Below are 21,863 nucleotides of genomic sequence, written 5' to 3' on the forward strand. Positions count from 1 at the left end.
TCGGTGACGGCAGAAAGTTCTTTCCTGCCATCGAGTTGTTGCGACGCTCTCTGAATTCGAGCATGCCTGTGGAATGTGACAAGGAAAAAACCCGGCGCAAGCGATCGGCTGGCTCCACCGATTACGAGTATTCGCGGCAACGCTGCATGAATCATCAGCAACCTTGTAGGAATTTTCAGCAGAAATAAGCTCAAAATCCTACAAATCCCCTGCCCCACCTGCACCTTTGGTAAACAGCCGCCTCAGATGAAATACCATTAGCCATCTTTCGACGGAGCCATGCCTTGAGCGCGTCCACCGATCAACCCTTGCGCATCATCGTGGCTGATGATCACCCCATCTTTCTGATCGGCCTGCGCGTGGTGCTGGAACAAGACAATGCCGCGCAGGTGGTGGCGCAGGCCAGCACTCCCGACGAGCTTTTGATGGCGCTGCACAGCCACGACTGTGATGTGCTGGTCACGGATTTCATGATGCCCGCCGAGCGGCAGAATGACGGATTGCGCCTGCTGCGCCGCATCCGACAGGACTTTGCGACGCTGCCGGTGGTGGTGGTGACCACCTTGAACAACGCCGGGTTGTTTCAGTCCATGCTGGATCTCAATATTCAGGGCCTGTTGAGCAAAGCCAGCGTGGCCGGTGAGCTGCCCGCTGCAATCGACAGTGTGCGTCGCAAGCGAATCTTCCTTGCCGATTCGGTGCGCCGGGTTCTGCAGGACGCTCAGCAACAGGGACCGCAAACGCCGCTGCCGCTGGAGCAGTTATCGCCCAGAGAACTGGAGGTGTTGCGATTGATTTCGGCAGGCCATGCCGTGGGCCGGATCGCCACGCAACTCAACCGCAGCAAGCAGACGGTCAGTGCGCAGAAAGTCAGCGCCATGCGCAAGCTGGGCCTGGCGAACGATGCCGCGCTGTTTATCTATCTGCAGGAGCATGGGTTGTCGTAAGCGGCTGGTCGCTGGACGTCGTCGGGGACGTTGACGGGTTCGCGCTGCGTTCGGCCAGCCATTGGTGAAGATCCACTGCGGCCATCGGACGGGCAATGAAGTAGCCCTGAATCGAAGGAGCGCCCAGCATCAGCAGGCTGTGAAAATCGTCCAGCGTCTCGACGCCTTCCACCACCACAGACATCGCCAATCGTTGCGCCATGACCATCGCACCGGCGACCACGGCAGATTTGCGAGGGTCTTCCCCCATCCCGCGCACGAATTCGGCAGGGATCTTCAGTTCGCTGAAGGGCAGCTCCAATAGCCGATCGATGTTCGAAGCGCCCATACCGAAATCGTCGATCGACAATTTGCAGCCCTGCATGCACAGACGCAGCAGGCCTTCCAGTTGCCAATGCTGAGGCCGATCCGCATCCTGCTCGAGAATCTCCAGGGTCAGCACGCTGGCGGGCAATTCATGACGCGCGAGGGCCTGGGCAATCCGCTCGGCAAAATCTGCCTGCTGAAGAATCTGCGGCGCAATATTCACCGACACGGGCAGTGCCTGTCCTCGTCGATGCGCGGTCTGCGCCGAGAACGCCAGCGCCTGATCCAGCACCCGCCAGGTCAGCGGCTCGATCAATCCTTCAGCTTCGATGATGTCCATGAAACGGCCTGGCGCCAGCAGACCGTACTTCGGGTGCTCCCAGCGCACCAGCGCTTCGGCACCCAGCACCGTACCGTCAAGGCTGACTTTGGGCTGGAAATGAGCGATCCACTGCGCGGCGCAACCGACAGGGTCCGACGCGTCGCCCAGCAAATCGTCGGCGCTCAGCGCATCTGGAATCCGCCGCTCGAAGGACGTTTCCTCGATCTGTACGGCCCGCGGTTCATAGGCGTCGAACAGCTCGCACAACGCCGCAGCCGAGGCCGGCTTGGGCAGACAGCCCAGCACTTCCAGACCTTGAGCAGCGGCCAGACGCGCCACACCTTCCAGGACGCATGTTGTCGAACTGCTGAGAATGATCAACGCATTCGCCATCTTCTTCGATGCAAGGTAACGGATCAGTTCCAATCCGTCAGGCCCTTCCATTTGCAGGTCACAGATGGCGATATCGACCGCGCCACGACTGTCCAGCGACTCCCGGGCCGCCTCGACGCTTTCGGCCGTTCGCACATCGAAAACCTGATTGGCGTTGAGCATCTGGTGCAGCGCCATCAGTTGAAAGGGATGATCTTCGAGAACCAGAACCTTGAGTGAACGCACAGTCATGTCTACCGGGTGAAGGCCATCGGGCCAGAGAGCGATGACTGTAGAGCCTTATCGAGACACGCCCCATAGGACAAGTCCTAAAACGCGTGACGGGATCCGGCTGCTTGCACAATCCGGTCAACCAGGCTGGGGCGACAGTTCAGGCAGTTCCACCAGGTGCACTTCGATGTCCATGCGCAGACTGCCAATGGCCATTTCCAGTGCTGGCCAGCGCTCACGCGCATCCGATTCGGCTTCACGGCGGGCGCTGTCTTCCAGCGCCATACAGGCCCGGGCCAGTGGCAAGGCATCAATCAGACTGGCAGCGCCCTTGAGACGGTGCAGCGACGCAGTCAGGGTCGGCCAGTCCTGCGACCGAACCGCCATGGCCAGAGCAGAGCGCTCGTGTAAAAGGTTCTTCCACAGTTCGGCCAGCAACCGCTGCATCTGCGGTTCGTTGGCCTGGGTCATGCGCTGCAGCGTGCGGATATCGAACGTCGGCTCGCGCACCAGTCTCGACAGTTCGTGGGACAGGCGCTCCAGCGACAAAGGCTTGATCAACAGACCGTCCATCCCCGACTGCTCACAACGTGGCCCTTCATCACTGAGGACGCTGGCCGTGCAACCGATCACCGGACACCGCTGACGCAACTCCTGGGCCTCAATGCGCCGGATGGCCTCTGTCAGCGCATAGCCGCTGATGCCAGGCATGTTGCAGTCGGTAATCACGGCATCGAATGCGCCGTCACGCCATACCTGCAAGGCGCTTTCGCCGCCATCGACAGGTACGACCTGATGACCGAGGAATTCCAGTTGCCGGGTGAGCACCATTCGGTTGGCGGACAGATCATCGACCACCAGCACGTGCAGGCTGCGCTGATCGACTGGCGGTTCGGCGCCATCGTGCTCCGGTGTAATGACATGTTCGACACGGGCCAGCGGCACGTCAATGGTGATCCGCGTGCCGCTCCGCGGTTCACTGTGCAGGCTGATTTCGCCTTTCATCAGCTCGACCAGTTGCCGGGAAATACTCAGCCCCAGTCCCGTGCCGCCGTATCTTGCGGCCGTGTCGTCGCTGGCCTGCGTGAAGGGCTGGAAGACCTGCTGCTGACGCTCAGGTTCTATGCCGACTCCGGTGTCCTGAACGCAGATTCGCACTGGCACCGCAGAATCGGCTTCATCGATAGACTGATCGTCGAGCGCCTGCACGGTGAGCACTACCGAGCCTTGTCGGGTGAACTTCAATGCGTTGCCCACCACGTTGTGCAGGACCTGCCGCAGCCTCAACGGATCCAGCCAGTAATCGCCTTTGACATCCTCGGCAAGCTCCAGACGCAGCTCCAGACCTTTACTCCCCGCCTGCGCGGAAAACAGCTGGACGACGCCTTCGAGCAGTGTCTGCAACGACGTTACCGCCAGCGACAGTTGCAGGCTGCCTGCCTCGATGCGGGCCAGATCCAGGCTGTCGCTGACCAGCACCACCAACTCCTGCGCCGAGCGGTGCGCCACTTTCAACGCCTCAGACGGCGCCTGCCCGAGACGCAACGCCTGCTCACACTCAAGCTCCAGCAGACCGATGATTGCCCCCATCGGCGTACGGATCTCATGGCTCATGGCGGCCAGAAAGGCACTCTTCGCCTCGCTCGCCTGATCGGCCTGACGCAACGCATCCTCTAGCTGCTGTTCCAGACGCTTGCGCTCGGTGATGTCGATCCAGCCGCCAAGCAGGCCTTGTAACTGACCATCGGCACCAAAGAACGGTACGGTCCATTGCCAGGCGTGCATACGCTTGCCGTGAAGCTCCATCGTGCGGTCCGCGAAGATCGGCTGGTGATCCTCCAGCAGCCGTACGTAATCGGCGTGCATCTGCTCGGCCACCGTGCGGGGAATCAGGTCGACGTCCGTCAGCCTGCGGCCATTCATCTGCTCGAAGCTGATGCCGAAGCTGTCCTCGTAACTGCGATTGCAGGAAATCAGCCGTCCTTTCAGGTCACGCACATAGATAGGATTGGGAATGCCATCGAGCAATGCGCGCTTGAACGCCAACTGATCACTCAGCTGGCGCTCTACTTTCAACCGCTGGCGAATCTGCACCTGCAACCTGCTGCTCCACACCAGTGACACCAGACCGGTCAACAGCGCCAGAATCACCACCCAGAACACCCAGTGCGGTATGCGGCTCCAGAGCGAGGGCTGAGGCAGTGTGGAGCCGAGCCATTTCACCCGGATGGAACGCAACTCAGCGACGGGAAATTCTTCAAGCGCCTTGTTCAGGATGCCGAGCAACTCGGGTTGTGACTTGACCACCGAGAAGCGGTCCGGCGACCATTTGCCGTCAACACTGCGGGCGACTTTCAAGTGCCCTGACGGAAAAAGATAGGCCCCCGCCTCGTTCTGAATGGTCGCATCGGCCACCCCGCTCTCGACCATCGCCCGGGCCTGATCATAGGTACTGGTGAGCTTCAACTGGATCGAAGGGTACTCGCGCCTGATCTGGTCTTCGAGCGCATGACGGGCGGGCAAGGCAAGAACATGCCCTTCCAGACTGGAAAGCGACACGTTGGAAGAACTGTCGGAACGCACGACAAATACCCAGCTATTGCCGCCGAACGAATAGGTGAAGTCCAGAAACCGACGACGCTCGGGATTTTCTGCAAGCGTGGTGTTCATGTCCGCCAGCCCCGCACGAAGCGATTCGATACTCTGTTGCGTGGAAGGCACTTCACGGTGGATGAACTGCAGACCGGTCATGCGCGATATGCGCGCCAGCACATCGGCATTGAGTCCCACCCAGTGACCGTTCCGGTCCTTGTAGATATAGGGCGGATGCTGCGTGGTGGATACTGTCACGCTGGGGTGTTTCATTATCCAGCGGCGCTCGGCACCGGTGAGGCTGATTCTCTGGCCCGCCAGATCGGCTCCCAGCCCTACGGTCCAGCGCCCGGTGACTTCGCGGCGCACAGCCGGGTCGATACCGGCCAGCGCACGATCAATGAGGCCCAGCAGGCGTTGCTCCTGTTCACGCACCGCGAACGCGAACCCCACCGGTGGTAACGCGCTTTCAAATTTGATCTGCAAACCCAGGTACGGTCGCAAGGCGATGTAGGAACGGGCAATGACCTCATTACCGATGAAGACGTCCGCTTCTCCCTGACTCAAGGCCTCAAGCGCACTGTACAGATTGGGGGCAATGATAATCTCGCTGTCCGGATACGTGCGGTGCACGACAGCGGAGTCGGCGTAACCGTCCAGCAGTACGACTTTTCGGTCAGCCAGGCTCAACGAAGGGCTGGCATCGTTGCCCCGGCCGACCACCACCGAACGATCCGGCATGTACTCGGTGGAAAATGCCAGGCCTGCGACGCCACGCTCGAAGCCGTTGGCGCTGGTAAGCACATCGATAGTGCCTTTGCGCAGCGCCTCAATGGCTTCCTCACGCTGGGCAAAGCCGGTGACCTGCATCGATACGTTCAGTTGATCACCAACCAGGCCAAGGTAGTCGGCGCTGATGCCCTGGTAACGATTGCGGTCGCTGGTGATATCGATGGGCTCGTAATCGGCGATGGCGATACCGACCCGAATGACCTTGCGCTGGTCGAGCCACTGGCGATCTGCCGTGTTCAGCGGCAGATCCGGGGAATTCAAAAAAGGGGCCGTCAGCGTGAACGGCAGACTCTGTGCAGCGCCTGCCCCCCGGGCACAGACAAGAATCAGCAGGAATATCACCGCGCGTAGCACGCGATCCTCCACCCTGTTGCCTGTCACCCTGACATAACCTTGCGTACTTGCTTGCTTCACAACGACTGACTCATCTGTATGGACTGAAGACCTCCGAAGTTTGGCATGTAGAAACGAGAAGGCCCGCTGAAGAGCGGGCCTAAAGTTGTTACACAACGATTCGGTCAGAGCGGTTTTCCGCGATTGCCATGCTGACTGACGAACGCCTGTATGGCTTTCAGGTCATTTGGCAGAACGGTGCAACGCTCGTCACGCTCGAAAAGATCAGACATATGTGCAGGGAGCTCTAGCGCTTTTCCTACACCAGCCTTTTCAACGGCTTCCGGGAACTTGACCGGATGGGCCGTGCCGAGAATCACCATTGGTGTGTCCAGGCTGCGACGGCATTCGCGTGCGGCCCTGACACCGATGGCGGTGTGCGGATCAAGCAATTCACCGGTTTTGGCGAACACGTCGGCAATGGTTTCGCAGGTCTGCTCGTCACTGACCGCCAGCGAGTCGAACAGTTTGCGTACTTCGGTCCAGCGCTCTTCATCGACGCTGACGCCGCCACCGTGCCGGAAGTTGCTCATCAGCTCGGCAATCGCCGACCCATTGCGACCGTGCATGTCGAACAGCAGGCGCTCGAAATTCGACGACACCATAATGTCCATCGATGGCGACAGCGTAGCGTGCAGGGTTTCCTTGACGTACTGATTGCCGCTCATGAAGCGGTGCAGGATGTCGTTGCGGTTGGTGGCCACGATCAACTGATTGATCGGCAAGCCCATGTTGCGCGCCAGGTAACCGGCGAAAATGTCGCCGAAGTTGCCGGTCGGCACCGAGAACGACACCGAACGCGCCGGTCCGCCAAGCTGCAGCGAGGCATGGAAGTAATAGACGATCTGGGCCATGATCCGCGCCCAGTTGATCGAGTTGACCGCAACCAGACGCGTGCCTTTCAGGAAACTCTGATCGGCGAAGCTGGCCTTGACCATTTCCTGGCAGTCGTCGAAGTTGCCTTCCACGGCGATGTTATGGATGTTGTCGCCAAAAATGGTGGTCATCTGACGACGCTGTACGTCCGACACACGATTGTTCGGGTGCAGGATGAAGATATCGACATTGTCACAACGGCGGCAGCCCTCAATGGCCGCCGAGCCGGTATCGCCCGACGTAGCGCCGATGATGACCACTCGTTCGCCACGTTTGGCCAACACATAGTCCAGCAGACGTCCCAGCAGTTGCAGCGCAAAATCCTTGAACGCCAGTGTCGGGCCATGGAACAGCTCAAGCACCCATTCGTTGCCGTTCAATTGGCGCAGCGGCGCAATGGCACTGTGAGCGAAGACGCCGTAGGTTTCTTCCAGAATCTGCTTGAAGTCGGCATCCGGAATGCTGCCGGTCACGAACGGGCGCATTACCCGGAAAGCCAGTTCGTGGTACGGCAGGCCGGCCCAGGAAGCGATCTCTTCCTGAGTGAAGCGCGGCAGATTTTCCGGCACATACAGGCCGCCATCGGTGGCCAGACCAGCCAGCAGCACATCTTCGAAATTCAGCGCAGGCGCTTGGCCGCGAGTACTGATATAGCGCATGGAATCAAACCTTTGGTTTGAGCGTCGAACCCGCAACCTGTCGTCGCGGCCTCGCAGCTTGAGTTAATTCAGGTGTTCAACACGGATACGAACCACGGGACCGACCACGTCCTGCAAGGCTTCAAGCGCTTCGATGGCGTCATTGATACGCTGCTCGATCACGCGATGCGTCAGCAGGATCATCGGCACCAGACCGTCATGCTCTTCGACTTCCTTCTGCATGATCGATTCGATGTTGATGCCACGTTCTGACAGGATACTCGCCACCTGTGCCAGCACGCCCGGGTGATCCTTGGCCTGGATGCGCAGATAGTAGGCGCTTTCGCAGGCTTCGATGGGCAGGATCGGATGAGCCGACAGCGAATCGGGCTGGAAGGCCAGATGCGGTACGCGGTTCTCCGGATCGGAGGTCATGGCACGCACTACGTCCACCAGATCGGCCACGACCGAGGAAGCGGTTGGCTCCATGCCTGCACCGGCACCGTAGAACAGGGTCGAACCTGATGCGTCGCCATTGACCATGACTGCGTTCATCACGCCGTTGACGTTGGCGATCAGACGATCGGCGGGGATCAGGGTCGGATGAACCCGCAACTCGATGCCCTGAGCGGTGCTGCGCGCAACGCCCAGATGCTTGATGCGATAGCCCAGCGCTTCGGCGTAGTTCACGTCGGCCGTTGTGAGTTTAGTAATGCCTTCGGTGTAGGCCTTGTCGAATTGCAGCGGGATACCGAATGCGATGGACGCCAGAATGGTCAGCTTGTGTGCGGCATCGATGCCTTCGACGTCGAACGTCGGATCGGCTTCGGCATAGCCCAGCGCCTGGGCTTCGGCCAACACGTCCGGGAAGGTGCGGCCTTTTTCGCGCATTTCGGTGAGGATGAAATTGCCGGTGCCGTTGATGATGCCGGCTACCCAGTTGATACGGTTGGCCGACAGGCCTTCACGGATTGCCTTGATGACCGGGATGCCACCGGCGACAGCCGCTTCGAACGCCACGATGACACCCTTCTCGCGAGCCTTGGCGAAAATCTCGTTACCGTGAACGGCAATCAGCGCCTTGTTGGCAGTGACTACGTGCTTGCCATTCTCGATGGCCTTGAGCACCAGTTCGCGAGCGACGGTGTAGCCGCCGATCAGCTCGACGACGATGTCGATTTCAGGGTTGCTCGCCACGGCGAACACATCGCTGGTCGTAGGCGTACCGGCAATCTGGCAGTTGGGGTTTGGTGTACGAACCGCAATTTGCGCGACTTCGATTCCACGCCCGGCACGGCGGGCAATCTCCTCGGCGTTACGCTTGAGTACGTTGAAAGTACCGCCACCGACAGTACCCAGCCCACATATGCCTACTTTGACCGGTTTCACTGATGAACTCCCCGAAAAACAGCCGATCCTGAATCGGCTGTGGAAAACAGTCACGTATCAACACGCGACTACACTTTAGCGAGACGGCGACGAAGCCGTCATGTCAGGCCGCAATGCGCGGCTGACGACCATGATCTCGCAGGAACTATTTGGCGCCCAGCGCCAGCTTGGCCACCTGGGCTGCCGGCTGGTAACCCGGAATGACCTGACCATCAGCCAGCACGATCGCCGGCGTGCCGTTCACCCCGATGGACTGACCCAGTTCATACTGTTGGGTCACCGGATTGTCGCACTTGGCGGCCTTGATATCCTTGCCATCGACCATGCGGTCCATGGCGCCTTTCCGGTCCTTGGAGCACCACACCGCCTGCAGTTGCTGATCGCCCGGCGAACCCAGCCCCTGACGCGGGAAAGCCAGGTAGCGCACTTCGACGCCCATTTTATTCAGTTCGCCGACTTCTTCGTGCAGCTTATGGCAGTACGGGCAGGTGGTGTCCGTGAACACGGTGATGTGCGACTTGGTTTCACCAACAGCCGGGTACACCACCATTTCGGCGGTCGGGATGGCATTGATGGTTTTGGAAATGGCCAGACGCTCGGTCTTCTCGGTCAGGTTGACCGGCTTGCCGTTCTGAACCTGGAACAGATAGCCCTGAACCACGAACTGCCCATCCGCACTGGCGTACAGAACGCGGCCGCCCTTGAGCTTGACCTCATAGAGGCCATTGAGCGGGCTCGGCGCGATACTTTCGACCGGCAGTTCCGACTGGAGCGTATCAAGGGTCTTGCGGATAGCCTGGTCGGCGGCTGCATCGGCCAGGGCAAAGGTACTAAAGGTGCCGGCCAATGCGACGACGGCGGCAACGAATATTTGGGGCAAGCGCATGAAAACTCCTATGACGGCGGACAGACGGGCCACTGCAAAAACAGGTGAGGCGAGCCTTGTTCTGCGAAACCGGCAAAGCCTATCACATAAGGCTTGAGAGGCCGACTCGCCGTCATCACTGCGGGCGATTTCTACGATGAATTACAGATTTTTCCGAGGCTGGACAGGGACGCTCCGGCACAGTAGCGAGCGGAGCTGCCTGTTGACCTGCTCATGTCGACAGGCAGTTCCCTGTTGCTGACTCACTTTTCAATGCTTGAGCCGTCTGCGTCATACCGACTGAGTATGGTCAACTTGAACAACGCATCCTCGGAATCTTCGCGTGGCCTGGAAAAAAGCACGTCACCGGGTGGCGTTTTGCTCTTGGCTATCTGCATATTTCCATAACCCGGCCTGAGGCACTTCAAGTAGACAGACTGCACGGCGTCCGAATCGATTGAAAACTCACTGCCCCCGTCACCTTGTAGTGCGACAGGGTACGCAAACTCGGGAATTTTCGTTTTACCGATGCTGTATTCCTCACCGAAGCCCAGATAAGCCCAGTCGCTGGATTGCGACTTCACACCATCAGGTATCGGAATCTCAGTCCAGTCAGTCGGTAGCGGAATTCCAGTCCAGTCATCACCTATCGGAATTTCAGTCCACTCTTTAGGCATGCTGACCGTAAACGCCAAGACATAGGCGTCTTTTTCATAAGGACGAAAAAAGAATTCAATAGTCTGTCCACTCTCTGACTGAACCTGGAGACAATCATCCTCCTTACGCTGGCCATCAACGATCGTGTGAAACCCTAACGGGGTGTTATCGTGAAGCTCGAGCCTCGCTGTAAAACAACCTTTATAATTAACGTCAGGCATGTCATTTCCTCCTTGATATGAAGCATCACTGGCGGTGCATTTTAATTACTCACTGAATTAAGACAGCGCCATCTTTTTTGTAGCGTTCGATTATCGTCAGCTTAAATTTCACAGCTGTACCGTAACCATCTCTCATCCACTCGAACCATCCTTTACCAAAAACCTCTTCATACTTAGAAGCTTGCATAAATCGATGACTAAGTGCCGACCTCAAGTTGACGTACTGAGCCTCCATAGAATCAATAGAAAAATAGGTTCTTATCGCAACGCTCTATCAGGGCAAGAAATGCTATCCCCGCACGCCGGGTCCTGACAATCCATCCGTCATCTATGCCAATATACATCACCTTTTCAGAGTCCGGAGAAGAAATGACTGGGTCACCAAACACCTGATAAGTTGAACCAGAGGCCGGGTCGACATGCAAAGATATCGATTGACTTTCAGTCGCCTGCTCTTGGCACTCCATAATATAAGCACCCTCATCATTTGGCCGAAAATAGACGTTCAACGGTTTACTCACCACTGAGTTAACACATAAAAAATCATGCACCTCAATAAGACCGTTGGCATCAAGCTTGGCAAACCCAAAATTGGCAATATATTCACGATTCGCTTCTTCGGATGGACTAATCGTCACATTTGAGCTGCTGTATTGAGGGACAGTAAGCCTTGCTAGCATGCGGCTTTTTTCTAACTGCACAAGCTTGTTATTTTCCTCCGCCCCGGGATCAAACACATACTCAAGACGAGCAAGAAACGAACCCTCGCGACTATTACTGGCCATATTAATCTTCCTTGATAAAAAAGGTTCTACCACTCAAGAATAGCCTATTGAAGACGTGATACACTCCAACCGTTAGACTGTTTTATAATGACCACACTAGTCCAATTACAACCACCCGTTAGCTAACCACGCGGATGATGCCTGGCATGCAGTTCCTGCAACCGTGCACGTGCGACGTGGGTGTAGATCTGCGTTGTCGACAGGTCGCTGTGCCCCAACAGCATCTGTACCACACGAAGGTCGGCACCGTGGTTGAGCAGATGGGTGGCGAAGGCATGACGCAGGGTGTGTGGTGACAGTGATTTATCAATGCCGGCGACAACCGCCTGATGTTTGATTCGATGCCAGAAGGTCTGGCGGGTCATCTGGTCGCCGCGCTGGCTGGGGAACAGCACGTCGCTGGGCCGACCACCCAGCAACTCATCGCGGGCCCCGCGCATGTAGCGCTCGACCCAGACAATGGCTTCCTCACCCATGGGCACCAGACGCTCCTTGCTGCCCTTGCCCATCACCCGTATTACGCCCTGCCGCAGATTGACCTGCTCCAGGGTCAGGCTGATGAGTTCGGTTACCCGCAGACCGCAGGCATATAGCACTTCGAGCATCGCACGATCACGCTCGCCGATGGGTTCACTCAAGTCAGGCGCGGCGAGCAGTGCTTCGACATCGGCTTCGGACAGTGACTTGGGCAACGGCTTGCCCAACTGAGGCATGTCGATTTGCAGGGTAGGATCGACCGCGATCAGTTTTTCACGCAGCAGATAACGATAAAAACCACGCGCCCCGGACAGGAAGCGAGCGGTGGAGCGCGGCTTGTAGGCCTGATCCACTCGCCAGGCCAGATGATCGAGAATCGCCTCGCGCCCGGCGCTGGGCAGGTCGACACCGCGCTCCTGAAGCCAGCCGTGAAACAAGGCCAGATCGCTGCGATAGGCATCGCGCGTGTTATCGGACAGGCCTTTTTCCAGCCAGAGTGCATCGAGAAACTGGTCGATCAACGGGTGGTCTAGGGCAGGCATGGTCTCTCGGGCTTGTGCGGACACTGGAAAATGAATCATTAAACACCAGACAACAAAAAAGCAGCCCGAAGGCTGCTTTTTTATGCATCGAGAAACTGTATCAGGACAGTTTTTCTTTGATGCGAGCTGCTTTACCGGACAGGTCACGCAGGTAGTACAGCTTGGCCTTGCGGACGTCACCACGACGCTTCACAGCCATGCTGTCGATTTGCGGGCTGTAGGTCTGGAAAGTACGCTCAACGCCAACACCGTTGGAGATTTTACGAACAGTGAAAGCACTGTTCACACCACGGTTACGCTTGGCAATTACAACGCCTTCAAAGGCCTGCAGACGAGCGCGGTCGCCTTCCTTCACTTTCACCTGAACGACAATGGTGTCGCCCGGGGCAAAGGTAGGGATCTCTTTGGTCATCTGCTCTGCTTCGAGGGCAAGAATGATTTTGTTAGTCATGCTGGTGCTCCTAAGGTAATCCGTCTGGATCGACCATCGATACGTTAACTATCGTCCCGCTCGCGGATGTATTCCGCCAGCAGCTTCTTCTCTTCTCCAGAAAGCGAGCGGCTTTCCAGAAGATCAGCGCGTCGTTCATAGGTCCGCCCAAGGGACTGCTGTAAACGCCAACGCCGGATGTGCGCGTGATTGCCACTTAGCAACACGTCGGGAACACGCTGATCCGCATACACCTCAGGTCGGGTGTAATGCGGGCAATCCAGCAGACCGTCCGTGAAGGAATCTTCCTCCGCGGAGTCCACATGCCCTAAAGCTCCAGGCAGCAGTCGCGTAACCGCGTCAATCAGGACCATCGCCGGTAGCTCGCCACCGGAAAGAACATAGTCACCAATCGACCACTCTTCATCGACATGAGCCTCAATAAAGCGCTCGTCAATGCCTTCATAACGACCGGCGATGAGGATAATCGCTTCCTCCTGCGCCAGTTCGCGCACCGCAGACTGATCCATCTTGCGGCCTTGTGGCGACAGGTAAATTACCTTCGCCGCTTCCCCTGCCGCCTGCCTGGCCTGAACCAGAGCATCTTCCAGGGGCTCGATCTTCATCACCATGCCCGGACCACCGCCAAACGGGCGATCATCCACAGTGTGATGACGATCGGTGGTGTAATCCCGCGGATTCCAACAGGTCAGCTGCAACAGCCCCTGCTTCACCGCACGGCTGGTAATGCCGTATTCGCTGATGGCGGAAAACATCTCGGGAAACAGACTGATGACTTCTATGCGCAGGCTAGCCATGGCATTCAGAAGTCCGCATCCCAATCCACCCTCATCTCGCCAGCATCCAGGTCGACTGCCAACACGCATTGCTCCGTATAGGGCAACAGGCGTTCGCGATCATCCAGGCTACCCGCGCAGGGCTTTACAACCATTACATCGTTCGAACCGGTTTCGAGCAGGTGATCGATCTTTCCGAGCAATTGCCCGAGTTGGTCGATGACCTTGAGGCCTTCAAGCTGGTACCAGTAGTACTCGCCATCGTCCAGATCAGGGAACAGGTTACGCGGCACACAGATTTCGTAACCGGACAGAAGACGGGCTTCTTCGCGATCATCGAGACCTTTGAGCTTTGCGACCAGGAACTTGCTCTGCAAGCGTCCACTGACCAGCTCAACCTGCTTCTCAACGCTGCCTTCGCGCCGAAGCGTCCAGGTTTTGTAGTCCAACAGGTTTCCAATCGGATCAGTAAAGGAAAAAACCTTCACTTCGCCGCGAACGCCATGAACTGAATAAATCTTGCCAATGACGATCAGATCGTCGGCAGGTGCAGGCGTCGCGTTCATAGACTCAGGCCGCGGCCTTTGCCTTGTTGTGCTCTTTGAGCAGCTGTGCAACGCGCTCGGAAGTTTGTGCACCTACGCTCAACCAGTAGTTGACGCGTTCTTCGTTAACGGACAAACGGATTTCCTGACCACGGGCAACCGGGTTAAAGAAACCTACTTGTTCCTTGTGGGAACCGTCACGAGCGTTGCGGCTGTCGGTTACGGTCAAGTGGTAAAACGGGCGCTTTTTGGAGCCGCCAAGGGCAAGACGGATGGTTAGCATTGAACATCGTTCCTGTAGTCGGTGCTGCAAATCTAAGATGCACAGCGGGCATAGGTGCCCGAAAGGCCGCATATTCTAAGGAATATCCCGACTTTTGCAAATGTCTTTTTCCGGCGCCTATCGGCGTGCCGTCCAGATTTGCCAGAGCGCTGCCGGTATGACAGCGGATAGAAGCCCGCAAACTGCGGGCTGAGTGGGGGTTGCCCCCCATGCGGGACGCGCGCAAGACAATCCGCGCGCGACACAATCACATCTTTGGCATGCCGCCGCCGGGGAACATTCCACCCATGCCGCGCATCATTTTGGCCATTCCGCCCTTGGCGGAGAATTTCTTCATCATCTTCTGCATCTGCTTGTGCTGCTTGATCAGACGCCCGATGTCCTGAACCTGAGTGCCAGACCCCATCGAAATACGGCGCTTGCGCGAGCCGCTGATCAGATCGGGATCACGGCGTTCGGCCGGCGTCATCGAGTTGATGATGGCTTCCATTTGTTTGAACTGCTTCTCGGCTGCGCCCTGTGCGTTGCCCATCTGCGACAGGTTGACGCCACCGATGCTCGGCAGCTTGTCCATCAGGCCACCAAGACCGCCCATGTTCTTCATCTGTTGCAACTGGTCGCGGAAGTCTTCGAGGTCGAAGCCTTTGCCTTTCTTGAGCTTCTTGGCCAGTTTGTCGGCCTTGTCCTTGTCGAGGGTCTGTTCGGCCTGCTCGATGAGGCTGAGCACGTCGCCCATGCCCAGGATTCGCGACGCGATACGGTCAGGGTGGAACGGTTCGAGCGCTTCGCTCTTCTCGCCCATCCCGATGAACTTGATCGGCTTGCCAGTGATGGCCCGCACCGACAACGCCGCACCGCCGCGCGCATCACCATCGACCTTGGTCAGGATCACGCCGGTCAGCGGCAGCGCATCGCCAAATGCCTTGGCGGTATTGGCCGCGTCCTGACCGGTCATCGCATCCACGACGAACAGCGTTTCGGCCGGCTTGACCGCAGCGTGCAGTGCCTGGATCTCGCCCATCATCTCGGCATCGACGTGCAGACGACCGGCGGTATCGACGATCACCACATCGATGAATTTCAGCCTGGCTTCTTTAATCGCAGCCTGAGCGATGTCGACCGGCTTCTGGCTGATATCGGACGCAAAGAAGGTCACGCCAATATCATTGGCCAGGGTTTCAAGCTGCTTGATGGCGGCGGGACGATACACGTCGACCGACACCACCATTACGGTTTTCTTCTTGCGCTCTTTAAGGAAGCGCGCCAGCTTGCCAGCCGTGGTGGTCTTGCCCGCGCCCTGCAGGCCGGCCATCAGTACGACAGCCGGTGGCGTGACGTTGAGCACCAGATCTTCGTTGGCGGCGCCCATCAGGCTTTCGAGTTCGGCCTGGACGATTTTCACAAACGCCTGGCCTGGCGTCAGGCTGCGTGACACCTCGGTGCCGACCGCCCGCTCCTTGACGCTGTTGACGAAGTCTTTGACCACGGGCAAGGCGACATCGGCTTCGAGCAACGCCATACGCACTTCGCGCAAGGTATCTTTGATGTTGTCCTCGGTCAGCTTGGCCTTGCCAGTTACGTGGCGAAGCGTCTGCGAGAGGCGGTCAGTCAGATTTTCAAACATGCGCGATCCTTTCAGGCTCTCGTCGAACCCCGGTTGATGCGGCCCGGCCCGTGATGCAGAAATGGCGCTCGGCGAGCCTGCGGCTTGAGCAGGTCGCGGATTATAGCGAAGACTCTGCTGTACGGACACCATGCAGACTGCTTCTGTGGTCTTTCGTGATTTGACGGTTCTATGCCAAACTCAGCGTCTTTTCAGGCCCGTCCATCAGGATCTATGTTCCCTTTGCCACCCAGCCTGCTTCCCAGCCTCGCCGCCGCCAGCCTTTATGCCGCTGCGACCGTCTATCAGGGCCTTCGTCTGAGCCAGACCACCCGGCCCGACAAACGGCTGCTCTGCCTGCTCGGCACACTGGCCGTGATCGCTCACGCATTCGGCCTTTTCTCGCAACTGGCGCGCCCTGCCGGTCTGGGCCTGGACTTCTTCAATTCGGCCAGTCTGATCGCTGCGTCGGTGATCGTCGTGACGCTGATCGCCACGGTCCGCATCCCCGTGGAAAACCTGCTGGTGCTGCTGTTTCCCTTGGGAATGGTCACCGCCCTGCTCGCCCAGTTCGCCCCCAGCGGCACGGTACAGCCCATCGAAGAAGAACCGGGCATCCTCAGCCACATCCTGCTGTCACTGCTGGCCTACGGCATGTTCACCATCGCCGCCTTTCAGTCATTGCTGCTGTTGTTGCAGGATTACCAGCTCAAGCACAAGCAGCCGATGGGCCTGATCAAGAACTTCCCACCGCTGCAAACCATGGAAAGCCTGCTGTTTGGTTTCCTGTGGGCAGGCTGGATTCTGCTCTCGCTGTCGCTGATCTCCGGCTGGCTGTTCGTCGAGAACCTGTTCGCGCAGCATCTGGCGCACAAAACACTCCTCGCCTGCCTGGCCTGGGTGGTGTTCAGCGTCCTGTTGTGGGGTCGCAATCGCCTCGGCTGGCGTGGACACAAAGCCATTCGCTGGACGCTTGGCGGCTTTTGCCTGCTGATGCTGGCCTATTTCGGCAGCAAGCTGGTGCGCGAATTCATCCTGCATATCTGACGGGCGACGATCATGGATAACCTGCCCATCGGCCCGCTGCTCGGCGTTCTGGTGCTGTTGATACTCTGGTCCGGCCTGTTCACGGCGGTCGAAACCGCGCACCAGCAACTCAAGATACTGCGCGCCGGCAGCCGCCCCGGTGACACTTCCCTCCCCGAACTGGCCTTCAACCTCAACAGCCTGATCCTCAGCAATACGCTGATCAGGGTTCTGATTACCGTGATTACCACGCTGATCGCAGCCGATTATTGGTTCTACAACGGCCCGACCTTGGCCTGGCTGGTCACGGCCGCCGTGATTCTGGTGTTCGGCGAGTACATGCCGCGTCGTCTGGCAGGTCGCTATCCCGTCTCGACCCTGCATCTGGGCAACGGGCTGCTGCGCCTGCCGATGAAGCTGGTCTGGCCGCTGACCTGGGCATTCAACGCCACCGCGAAAACCCTGCTGCGTCCGTTTCTCAAAGGCAACGTGCAGGATCCCGGTCGCGACTTCGATGAAGACGCGCAGAAATCCGCTCACCTCGACGGCGTTCAGGAACATTTCCCACGCGCCAATGTGCTATCGGGCATTCACGCGCTGGACAGCATTACCGTCAACGATATTCTGATCCCGCGCAGCGAAGTCGACGGTGTGAACCTCGACGACCCGATCGAACTGATCATCGAACGCCTGATCATTTCCCGGCACACGCGCCTGCCGGTGTTCCACAATGACATCAACCAGGTGCAGGGCGTGATCAACACCCGCGATATCAGCCATCTGCTGCCTAAAGGCACGTTGACGAAAGAGCAATTGCTGGCGGTGTGCTACGAACCGTATTTCGTTCCCGAAAGCACTCCGCTGCAACTGCAACTGCTCAATTTCCACAAGCAACAGCGGCGCCTTGGCGTGGTGGTCGATGAATATGGCGAAGTGTTGGGCATCGTCACGCTCGAGGATATCCTCGAAGAGATCGTCGGTGAGTTCGAGAGCGAGCAGACGCTGGACAACCCGCACGTCAAGCGCCAGGAAGACGGCCGCCTGGAAGTACAAGGCGCGGCATCCATTCGCGATCTGAACAAAAGCCTGGGCTGGCATTTGCCGAGCGACGGACCGAAGACCTTGAACGGACTGGTGACCGAAGCCCTGGAAACCATCCCCGAAGCGCCGGTCTGCCTGAAAATCGGCCCGTATCGGCTGGAAATCCTTGAAACCGAAGACAATCGCGTCACCCGGGTCGCCATGTGGCAAAACGCGCCCAGCCTGGTCTTCCGGTGAAGATCCACTCCCGATCCGGTCAGCACTTGTTTGCGGGCTGACCTGCTTCCTATAATCGAAACGCTTATCCAGCCCGGCCATCGTTGTGCTACCCGCACGTCACGCGAAGGGTCTGTAGCCTGAACACTTCACCTTCTCTGGCTCGCGCTCTTACCCCGAAGCGCCGCCATTGCTCTCTTGCCCAACCGGGCTACGCTGCTCAGCGCTGCGCATTAATGACGTAACAATCACAATAACGAAGCCTTGCCGCCGTGCACTCGATGCCGACAGGCCAGACAACCGTCAGGGATATCCGCATGACCAGCACTTCAACCGTCCATGAGAACGACAGCGCAACGCCGCCTGCCAATTCGGCTACCCGGGTTGCGACCGCCAGCTTCATTGGCACTGCCATCGAGTTCTATGATTTTTACGTGTATGCCACTGCCGCTGCGCTGGTGATAGGACCGGTGTTTTTCCCGCAGACGTCCGGCACCGCACAAATGCTGTCGTCATTTCTGACGTTCGGCATCGCCTTTCTCGCTCGCCCACTGGGCTCGGCGCTGTTCGGCCACTTCGGTGACCGGATCGGACGCAAGTCGACACTGGTCGCTTCACTGCTGCTGATGGGTATCTGCACCACTCTGATTGGCGTCCTGCCTGGCTATGCCATTATCGGCGCATGGGCTCCGATTCTATTGTGTGTGCTGCGCTTCGGTCAGGGCCTTGGGCTGGGCGGCGAATGGGGCGGCGCTGCGCTTCTGGCGACGGAAAATGCGCCCAAGGGCAAGCGCGCCTGGTTTGGCATGTTCCCCCAGCTAGGCCCTTCCATTGGTTTTCTGGCCGCCAACGGCTTGTTTCTGACGCTGGCCATGACGTTAAGCGATGAGCAATTCCGCGCCTGGGGCTGGCGGATTCCGTTTCTGCTCAGTGCATTGCTGGTCATGGTCGGGCTGTACGTACGCTTGAAGCTGGAGGAAACGCCCGTTTTCGCCAAGGCGATGGAACGGCACGAGCGGGTCAGAATGCCAATCGTCGAAACTTTTCGCGACCACTGGAAGCCCATGCTGCTGGGAGCAGCCTCGATGGTGGTCTGTTACGCGCTGTTCTACATCTCGACGGTCTTTTCGCTGAGTTACGGCGTGTCCACGTTGGGCTACACCCGTGAGACGTTTCTCGGTCTGCTGTGTTTCGCCGTGTTGTTCATGGCCGCGGCGACGCCACTGGCAGCGCTGGCAAGTGACCGTTTTGGCCGCAAGCCGGTGCTGATCGTCGGCGGCGTGCTGGCAATCGCCTCCGGCTTTGCCATGGAGCCGCTGCTGACCCACGGCACAACCTGGGGTGTGGCGCTGTTTCTGTGCATTGAGTTGTTTCTGATGGGCGTGACTTTCGCTCCTATGGGCGCGTTGCTGCCGGAGCTGTTTCCGACCCAGGTGCGTTATACCGGCGCGTCGGCTGCCTACAATCTGGGCGGCATCGTCGGCGCATCGGTTGCACCGTTCTTCGCCCAGAAGCTGGTGGCGATGGGCGGCTTGAGCTGGGTGGGCGGGTATGTGTCGGCTGCAGCGCTGATCAGTGTGCTGGCGGTGCTGTGCCTGAAAGAGACACGCAATGAGGACTTGAATCGGGCGGCGTGAGCGCAGCCCTGCCGGGAGCAAGCTCACTGAAGAAGCGGTATCACAGACGCTGAAGATGCAGTGCCTGGGATACTGCCTTCGCGGACAAGTCCGCTGCTACAAGGGTTCGCGACTGGCCTGCATGGGTGGTGGAGACGCTGAAGATGCAGCGTCTGGGGAGACTCCCACAGGTCGCGCATCACGTCAGCGGTTCCGCCGTCCTTTACCGTGGGAGCCAACTTGTCCGCGAAAAGATGCACATAGCCCTCATTGGCAGCGCCTGACGCATTGCTTTCGCGGACGGGTCCGCTCCCACAAGGGGGGGCAGGCTCGCGACCTGCTCCGAACAAAGGCTTACAACTCGACTTTGACCGCCTGCGAAGCGCGGGTAGCTTTGGCGCGTGCAGCGTCGATGGACGCGTCACGCGCCAGGGCAACGCCCATGCGACGCTGACCATTGACCTCCGGCTTGCCAAACAGACGCAAGGCGGTGTCCGGTTCGGCCAGTGCCGCACCGAGGTTGGAAAACGCCGTCTGCGTCGACTGCCCTTCAACCAGAATAACTGCCGAAGCCGATGGGCCGAACTGACGGATCAACGGCACCGGCAAGCCCAGAATGGCGCGGGCGTGCAGCGCGAACTGCGACAGGTCCTGCGAAATCAGGGTCACCAGACCGGTGTCGTGCGGGCGCGGCGAGACTTCGCTGAACCACACCTGATCACCTTTGATGAACAGCTCGACGCCGAAGATCCCGCGCCCACCCAACGCTTCGGTCACAGCCTTGGCCACGCGCTCGGATTCGGCCAGCGCGGCCGGGCTCATGGCCTGTGGCTGCCAGGATTCCTGGTAGTCGCCTTTTTCCTGACGATGGCCGACCGGCGCGCAGAACGTAGTACCGCCCACGTGGCGCACGGTCAGCAGGGTGATTTCGTAGTCGAAGTCGATAAAGCCTTCAACGATGACCCGGCCTTTACCGGCACGACCGCCTTCCTGCGCGTAGTCCCAGGCCTTCTGTACATCGTCAGCGCTCTTGAGCAGGCTTTGGCCTTTGCCCGACGAACTCATGACCGGCTTGACCACGCACGGAAAACCGAGGTCCTCGACGGCTTTGCTGTACGCCTCGAAGGTGTCGGCAAAGTGATAAGGCGAGGTCGGCAGCTTCAACTCTTCAGCCGCCAGACGACGAATGCCTTCGCGGTTCATGGTCAACTGCGCAGCGCGAGCGGTCGGAATCACAGTGAAGCCTTCCGCTTCCAGCTCGACCAGCGTCGCCGTGGCGATGGCTTCGATTTCCGGAACGATGAAATGCGGCTTTTCCGCTTCGATCACGGCGCGCAAGGCGTCACCATCGAGCATGTTGACCACGTGACTGCGATGCGCAACCTGCATGGCTGGCGCATTCGCATAACGGTCAACAGCGATCACTTCGACGCCCAGGCGTTGCAGCTCGATCACGACTTCCTTGCCCAGCTCGCCGCTGCCGCAGAAGAGTACGCGTGTCGCGGTGGGCGACAGTGGAGTTCCGATTTGAGTCATCTCAGGTCCTCGTGGAGCAGATATCGAGGGCAGCCCGCCGTGTGCGAGCGACCGCTGTGGAGAAAGGCGCGCAATTTACCATGAAGCCCCGGCAAATGGGGGGTTCAACCCGGACAAGCGTTGCGGCGTGCTCGCCAGGCCATGATCATCCAGACGGCTGTAACGCCAGCAAACTTGGAGAGCAACGCCGTCAGCACCACCGGGACGGTCAGGGCGTCGATCATGCCGAAAAAAATGAAGGTATCCAGCGGAATACTCAGCGCCGAACTGATCCACAAACGGTCACGCAGCGGACGCCTGGTGATGCTGAACACCAGCCAGTCTATGCACTCGGACACCGCGAACGCCGTGGCGCTGGCCAGCGC

18 protein-coding genes and 1 pseudogene are annotated in these 21,863 nt (G+C 58.7%); 4 read left to right on the top strand and 15 right to left on the bottom strand.

Annotated features, from left to right (window positions below; all coding sequences use genetic code 11):
• Positions 1-284 precede the first annotated feature (284 nt).
• Positions 285-947 (top strand): response regulator, encoded by a 663-nt coding sequence (locus BZK31_RS19040; RefSeq protein ID WP_083184487.1) that lies wholly within the window; start codon positions 285-287, stop codon positions 945-947.
• On the opposite strand, the gene BZK31_RS19045 is transcribed toward BZK31_RS19040, so the two are convergent.
• From BZK31_RS19045 to ffh, 13 genes are all read right to left on the bottom strand, one after another.
• Positions 916-2,193, bottom strand: a complete 1,278-nt coding sequence (locus tag BZK31_RS19045) for an EAL domain-containing response regulator (RefSeq protein ID WP_462933232.1) — start codon at positions 2,191-2,193, stop codon at positions 916-918. The genes BZK31_RS19040 and BZK31_RS19045 overlap by 32 nt on opposite strands.
• 123 nt (positions 2,194-2,316) lie before the next feature.
• Positions 2,317-5,916, bottom strand: coding sequence for an ATP-binding protein (locus BZK31_RS19050; protein WP_244182703.1), 3,600 nt, complete (start codon positions 5,914-5,916; stop codon positions 2,317-2,319).
• A gap of 164 nt (positions 5,917-6,080) precedes the next feature.
• Complete coding sequence (gene thrC, locus BZK31_RS19055; RefSeq protein ID WP_083184490.1) at positions 6,081-7,490, bottom strand: threonine synthase; 1,410 nt, start codon at positions 7,488-7,490, stop codon at positions 6,081-6,083.
• 63 nt (positions 7,491-7,553) lie between these two features.
• Positions 7,554-8,858, bottom strand: coding sequence for a homoserine dehydrogenase (locus BZK31_RS19060; RefSeq protein ID WP_083184491.1), 1,305 nt, complete (start codon positions 8,856-8,858; stop codon positions 7,554-7,556).
• A gap of 145 nt (positions 8,859-9,003) precedes the next feature.
• Positions 9,004-9,744, bottom strand: a complete 741-nt coding sequence (dsbC, locus tag BZK31_RS19065) for a bifunctional protein-disulfide isomerase/oxidoreductase DsbC (RefSeq protein WP_083184492.1) — start codon at positions 9,742-9,744, stop codon at positions 9,004-9,006.
• A 242-nt stretch (positions 9,745-9,986) separates the two neighbouring features.
• The gene (locus BZK31_RS19070) at positions 9,987-10,601 is read right to left on the bottom strand and encodes a hypothetical protein (protein ID WP_083184493.1); all 615 of its coding nucleotides are present in this window, start codon (positions 10,599-10,601) and stop codon (positions 9,987-9,989) included.
• 239 nt (positions 10,602-10,840) lie between these two features.
• Positions 10,841-11,386 carry a hypothetical protein gene (locus tag BZK31_RS19080; protein ID WP_083184495.1) on the bottom strand — a complete coding sequence of 182 codons (546 nt, stop codon included), beginning with the start codon at positions 11,384-11,386 and terminating at the stop codon, positions 10,841-10,843.
• Positions 11,387-11,508: 122 nt separating this feature from the next.
• Positions 11,509-12,405 carry a site-specific tyrosine recombinase XerD gene (gene xerD / locus BZK31_RS19085; RefSeq protein ID WP_083184496.1) on the bottom strand — a complete coding sequence of 299 codons (897 nt, stop codon included), beginning with the start codon at positions 12,403-12,405 and terminating at the stop codon, positions 11,509-11,511.
• 100 nt (positions 12,406-12,505) lie between these two features.
• The gene (rplS, locus tag BZK31_RS19090) at positions 12,506-12,856 is read right to left on the bottom strand and encodes a 50S ribosomal protein L19 (protein ID WP_002552524.1); all 351 of its coding nucleotides are present in this window, start codon (positions 12,854-12,856) and stop codon (positions 12,506-12,508) included.
• A gap of 44 nt (positions 12,857-12,900) precedes the next feature.
• Entirely contained in the window at positions 12,901-13,653 is a 753-nt protein-coding gene (gene trmD / locus BZK31_RS19095; protein ID WP_083184497.1) for a tRNA (guanosine(37)-N1)-methyltransferase TrmD, read from the bottom strand.
• A 5-nt stretch (positions 13,654-13,658) separates the two neighbouring features.
• Positions 13,659-14,198 carry a ribosome maturation factor RimM gene (rimM, locus tag BZK31_RS19100; protein WP_083184498.1) on the bottom strand — a complete coding sequence of 180 codons (540 nt, stop codon included), beginning with the start codon at positions 14,196-14,198 and terminating at the stop codon, positions 13,659-13,661.
• 4 nt (positions 14,199-14,202) lie between these two features.
• Positions 14,203-14,460, bottom strand: a complete 258-nt coding sequence (gene rpsP, locus BZK31_RS19105; RefSeq protein WP_024685933.1) for a 30S ribosomal protein S16 — start codon at positions 14,458-14,460, stop codon at positions 14,203-14,205.
• A gap of 247 nt (positions 14,461-14,707) precedes the next feature.
• On the bottom strand, positions 14,708-16,084 hold the full coding sequence (gene ffh, locus BZK31_RS19110; RefSeq protein ID WP_083184499.1) for a signal recognition particle protein: 1,377 nt from the start codon (positions 16,082-16,084) through the stop codon (positions 14,708-14,710).
• 213 nt (positions 16,085-16,297) lie between these two features.
• On the opposite strand from ffh, the gene BZK31_RS19115 reads away from it, so the two are divergent.
• The 3 genes from BZK31_RS19115 (at position 16,298) to BZK31_RS19125 (ending at position 19,983) form a co-directional block, all read left to right on the top strand.
• Positions 16,298-17,110 (top strand): cytochrome C assembly family protein, encoded by an 813-nt coding sequence (locus BZK31_RS19115; protein WP_083184500.1) that lies wholly within the window; start codon positions 16,298-16,300, stop codon positions 17,108-17,110.
• A 12-nt stretch (positions 17,111-17,122) separates the two neighbouring features.
• On the top strand, positions 17,123-18,367 hold the full coding sequence (locus tag BZK31_RS19120) for a transporter associated domain-containing protein (RefSeq protein WP_083184501.1): 1,245 nt from the start codon (positions 17,123-17,125) through the stop codon (positions 18,365-18,367).
• Between the two features lie 296 nt (positions 18,368-18,663).
• On the top strand, positions 18,664-19,983 hold the full coding sequence (locus BZK31_RS19125) for an MFS transporter (protein ID WP_083184502.1): 1,320 nt from the start codon (positions 18,664-18,666) through the stop codon (positions 19,981-19,983).
• A gap of 333 nt (positions 19,984-20,316) precedes the next feature.
• On the opposite strand, the gene purT is transcribed toward BZK31_RS19125, so the two are convergent.
• Positions 20,317-21,498 (bottom strand): formate-dependent phosphoribosylglycinamide formyltransferase, encoded by a 1,182-nt coding sequence (purT, locus tag BZK31_RS19130; RefSeq protein ID WP_083184503.1) that lies wholly within the window; start codon positions 21,496-21,498, stop codon positions 20,317-20,319.
• Between the two features lie 104 nt (positions 21,499-21,602).
• Positions 21,603-21,863, bottom strand: a pseudogene (locus BZK31_RS19135) (VUT family protein); the annotation flags it as partial.

The organism is Pseudomonas floridensis (genome assembly GCF_002087235.1).
Lineage (GTDB): Bacteria > Pseudomonadota > Gammaproteobacteria > Pseudomonadales > Pseudomonadaceae > Aquipseudomonas > Aquipseudomonas floridensis.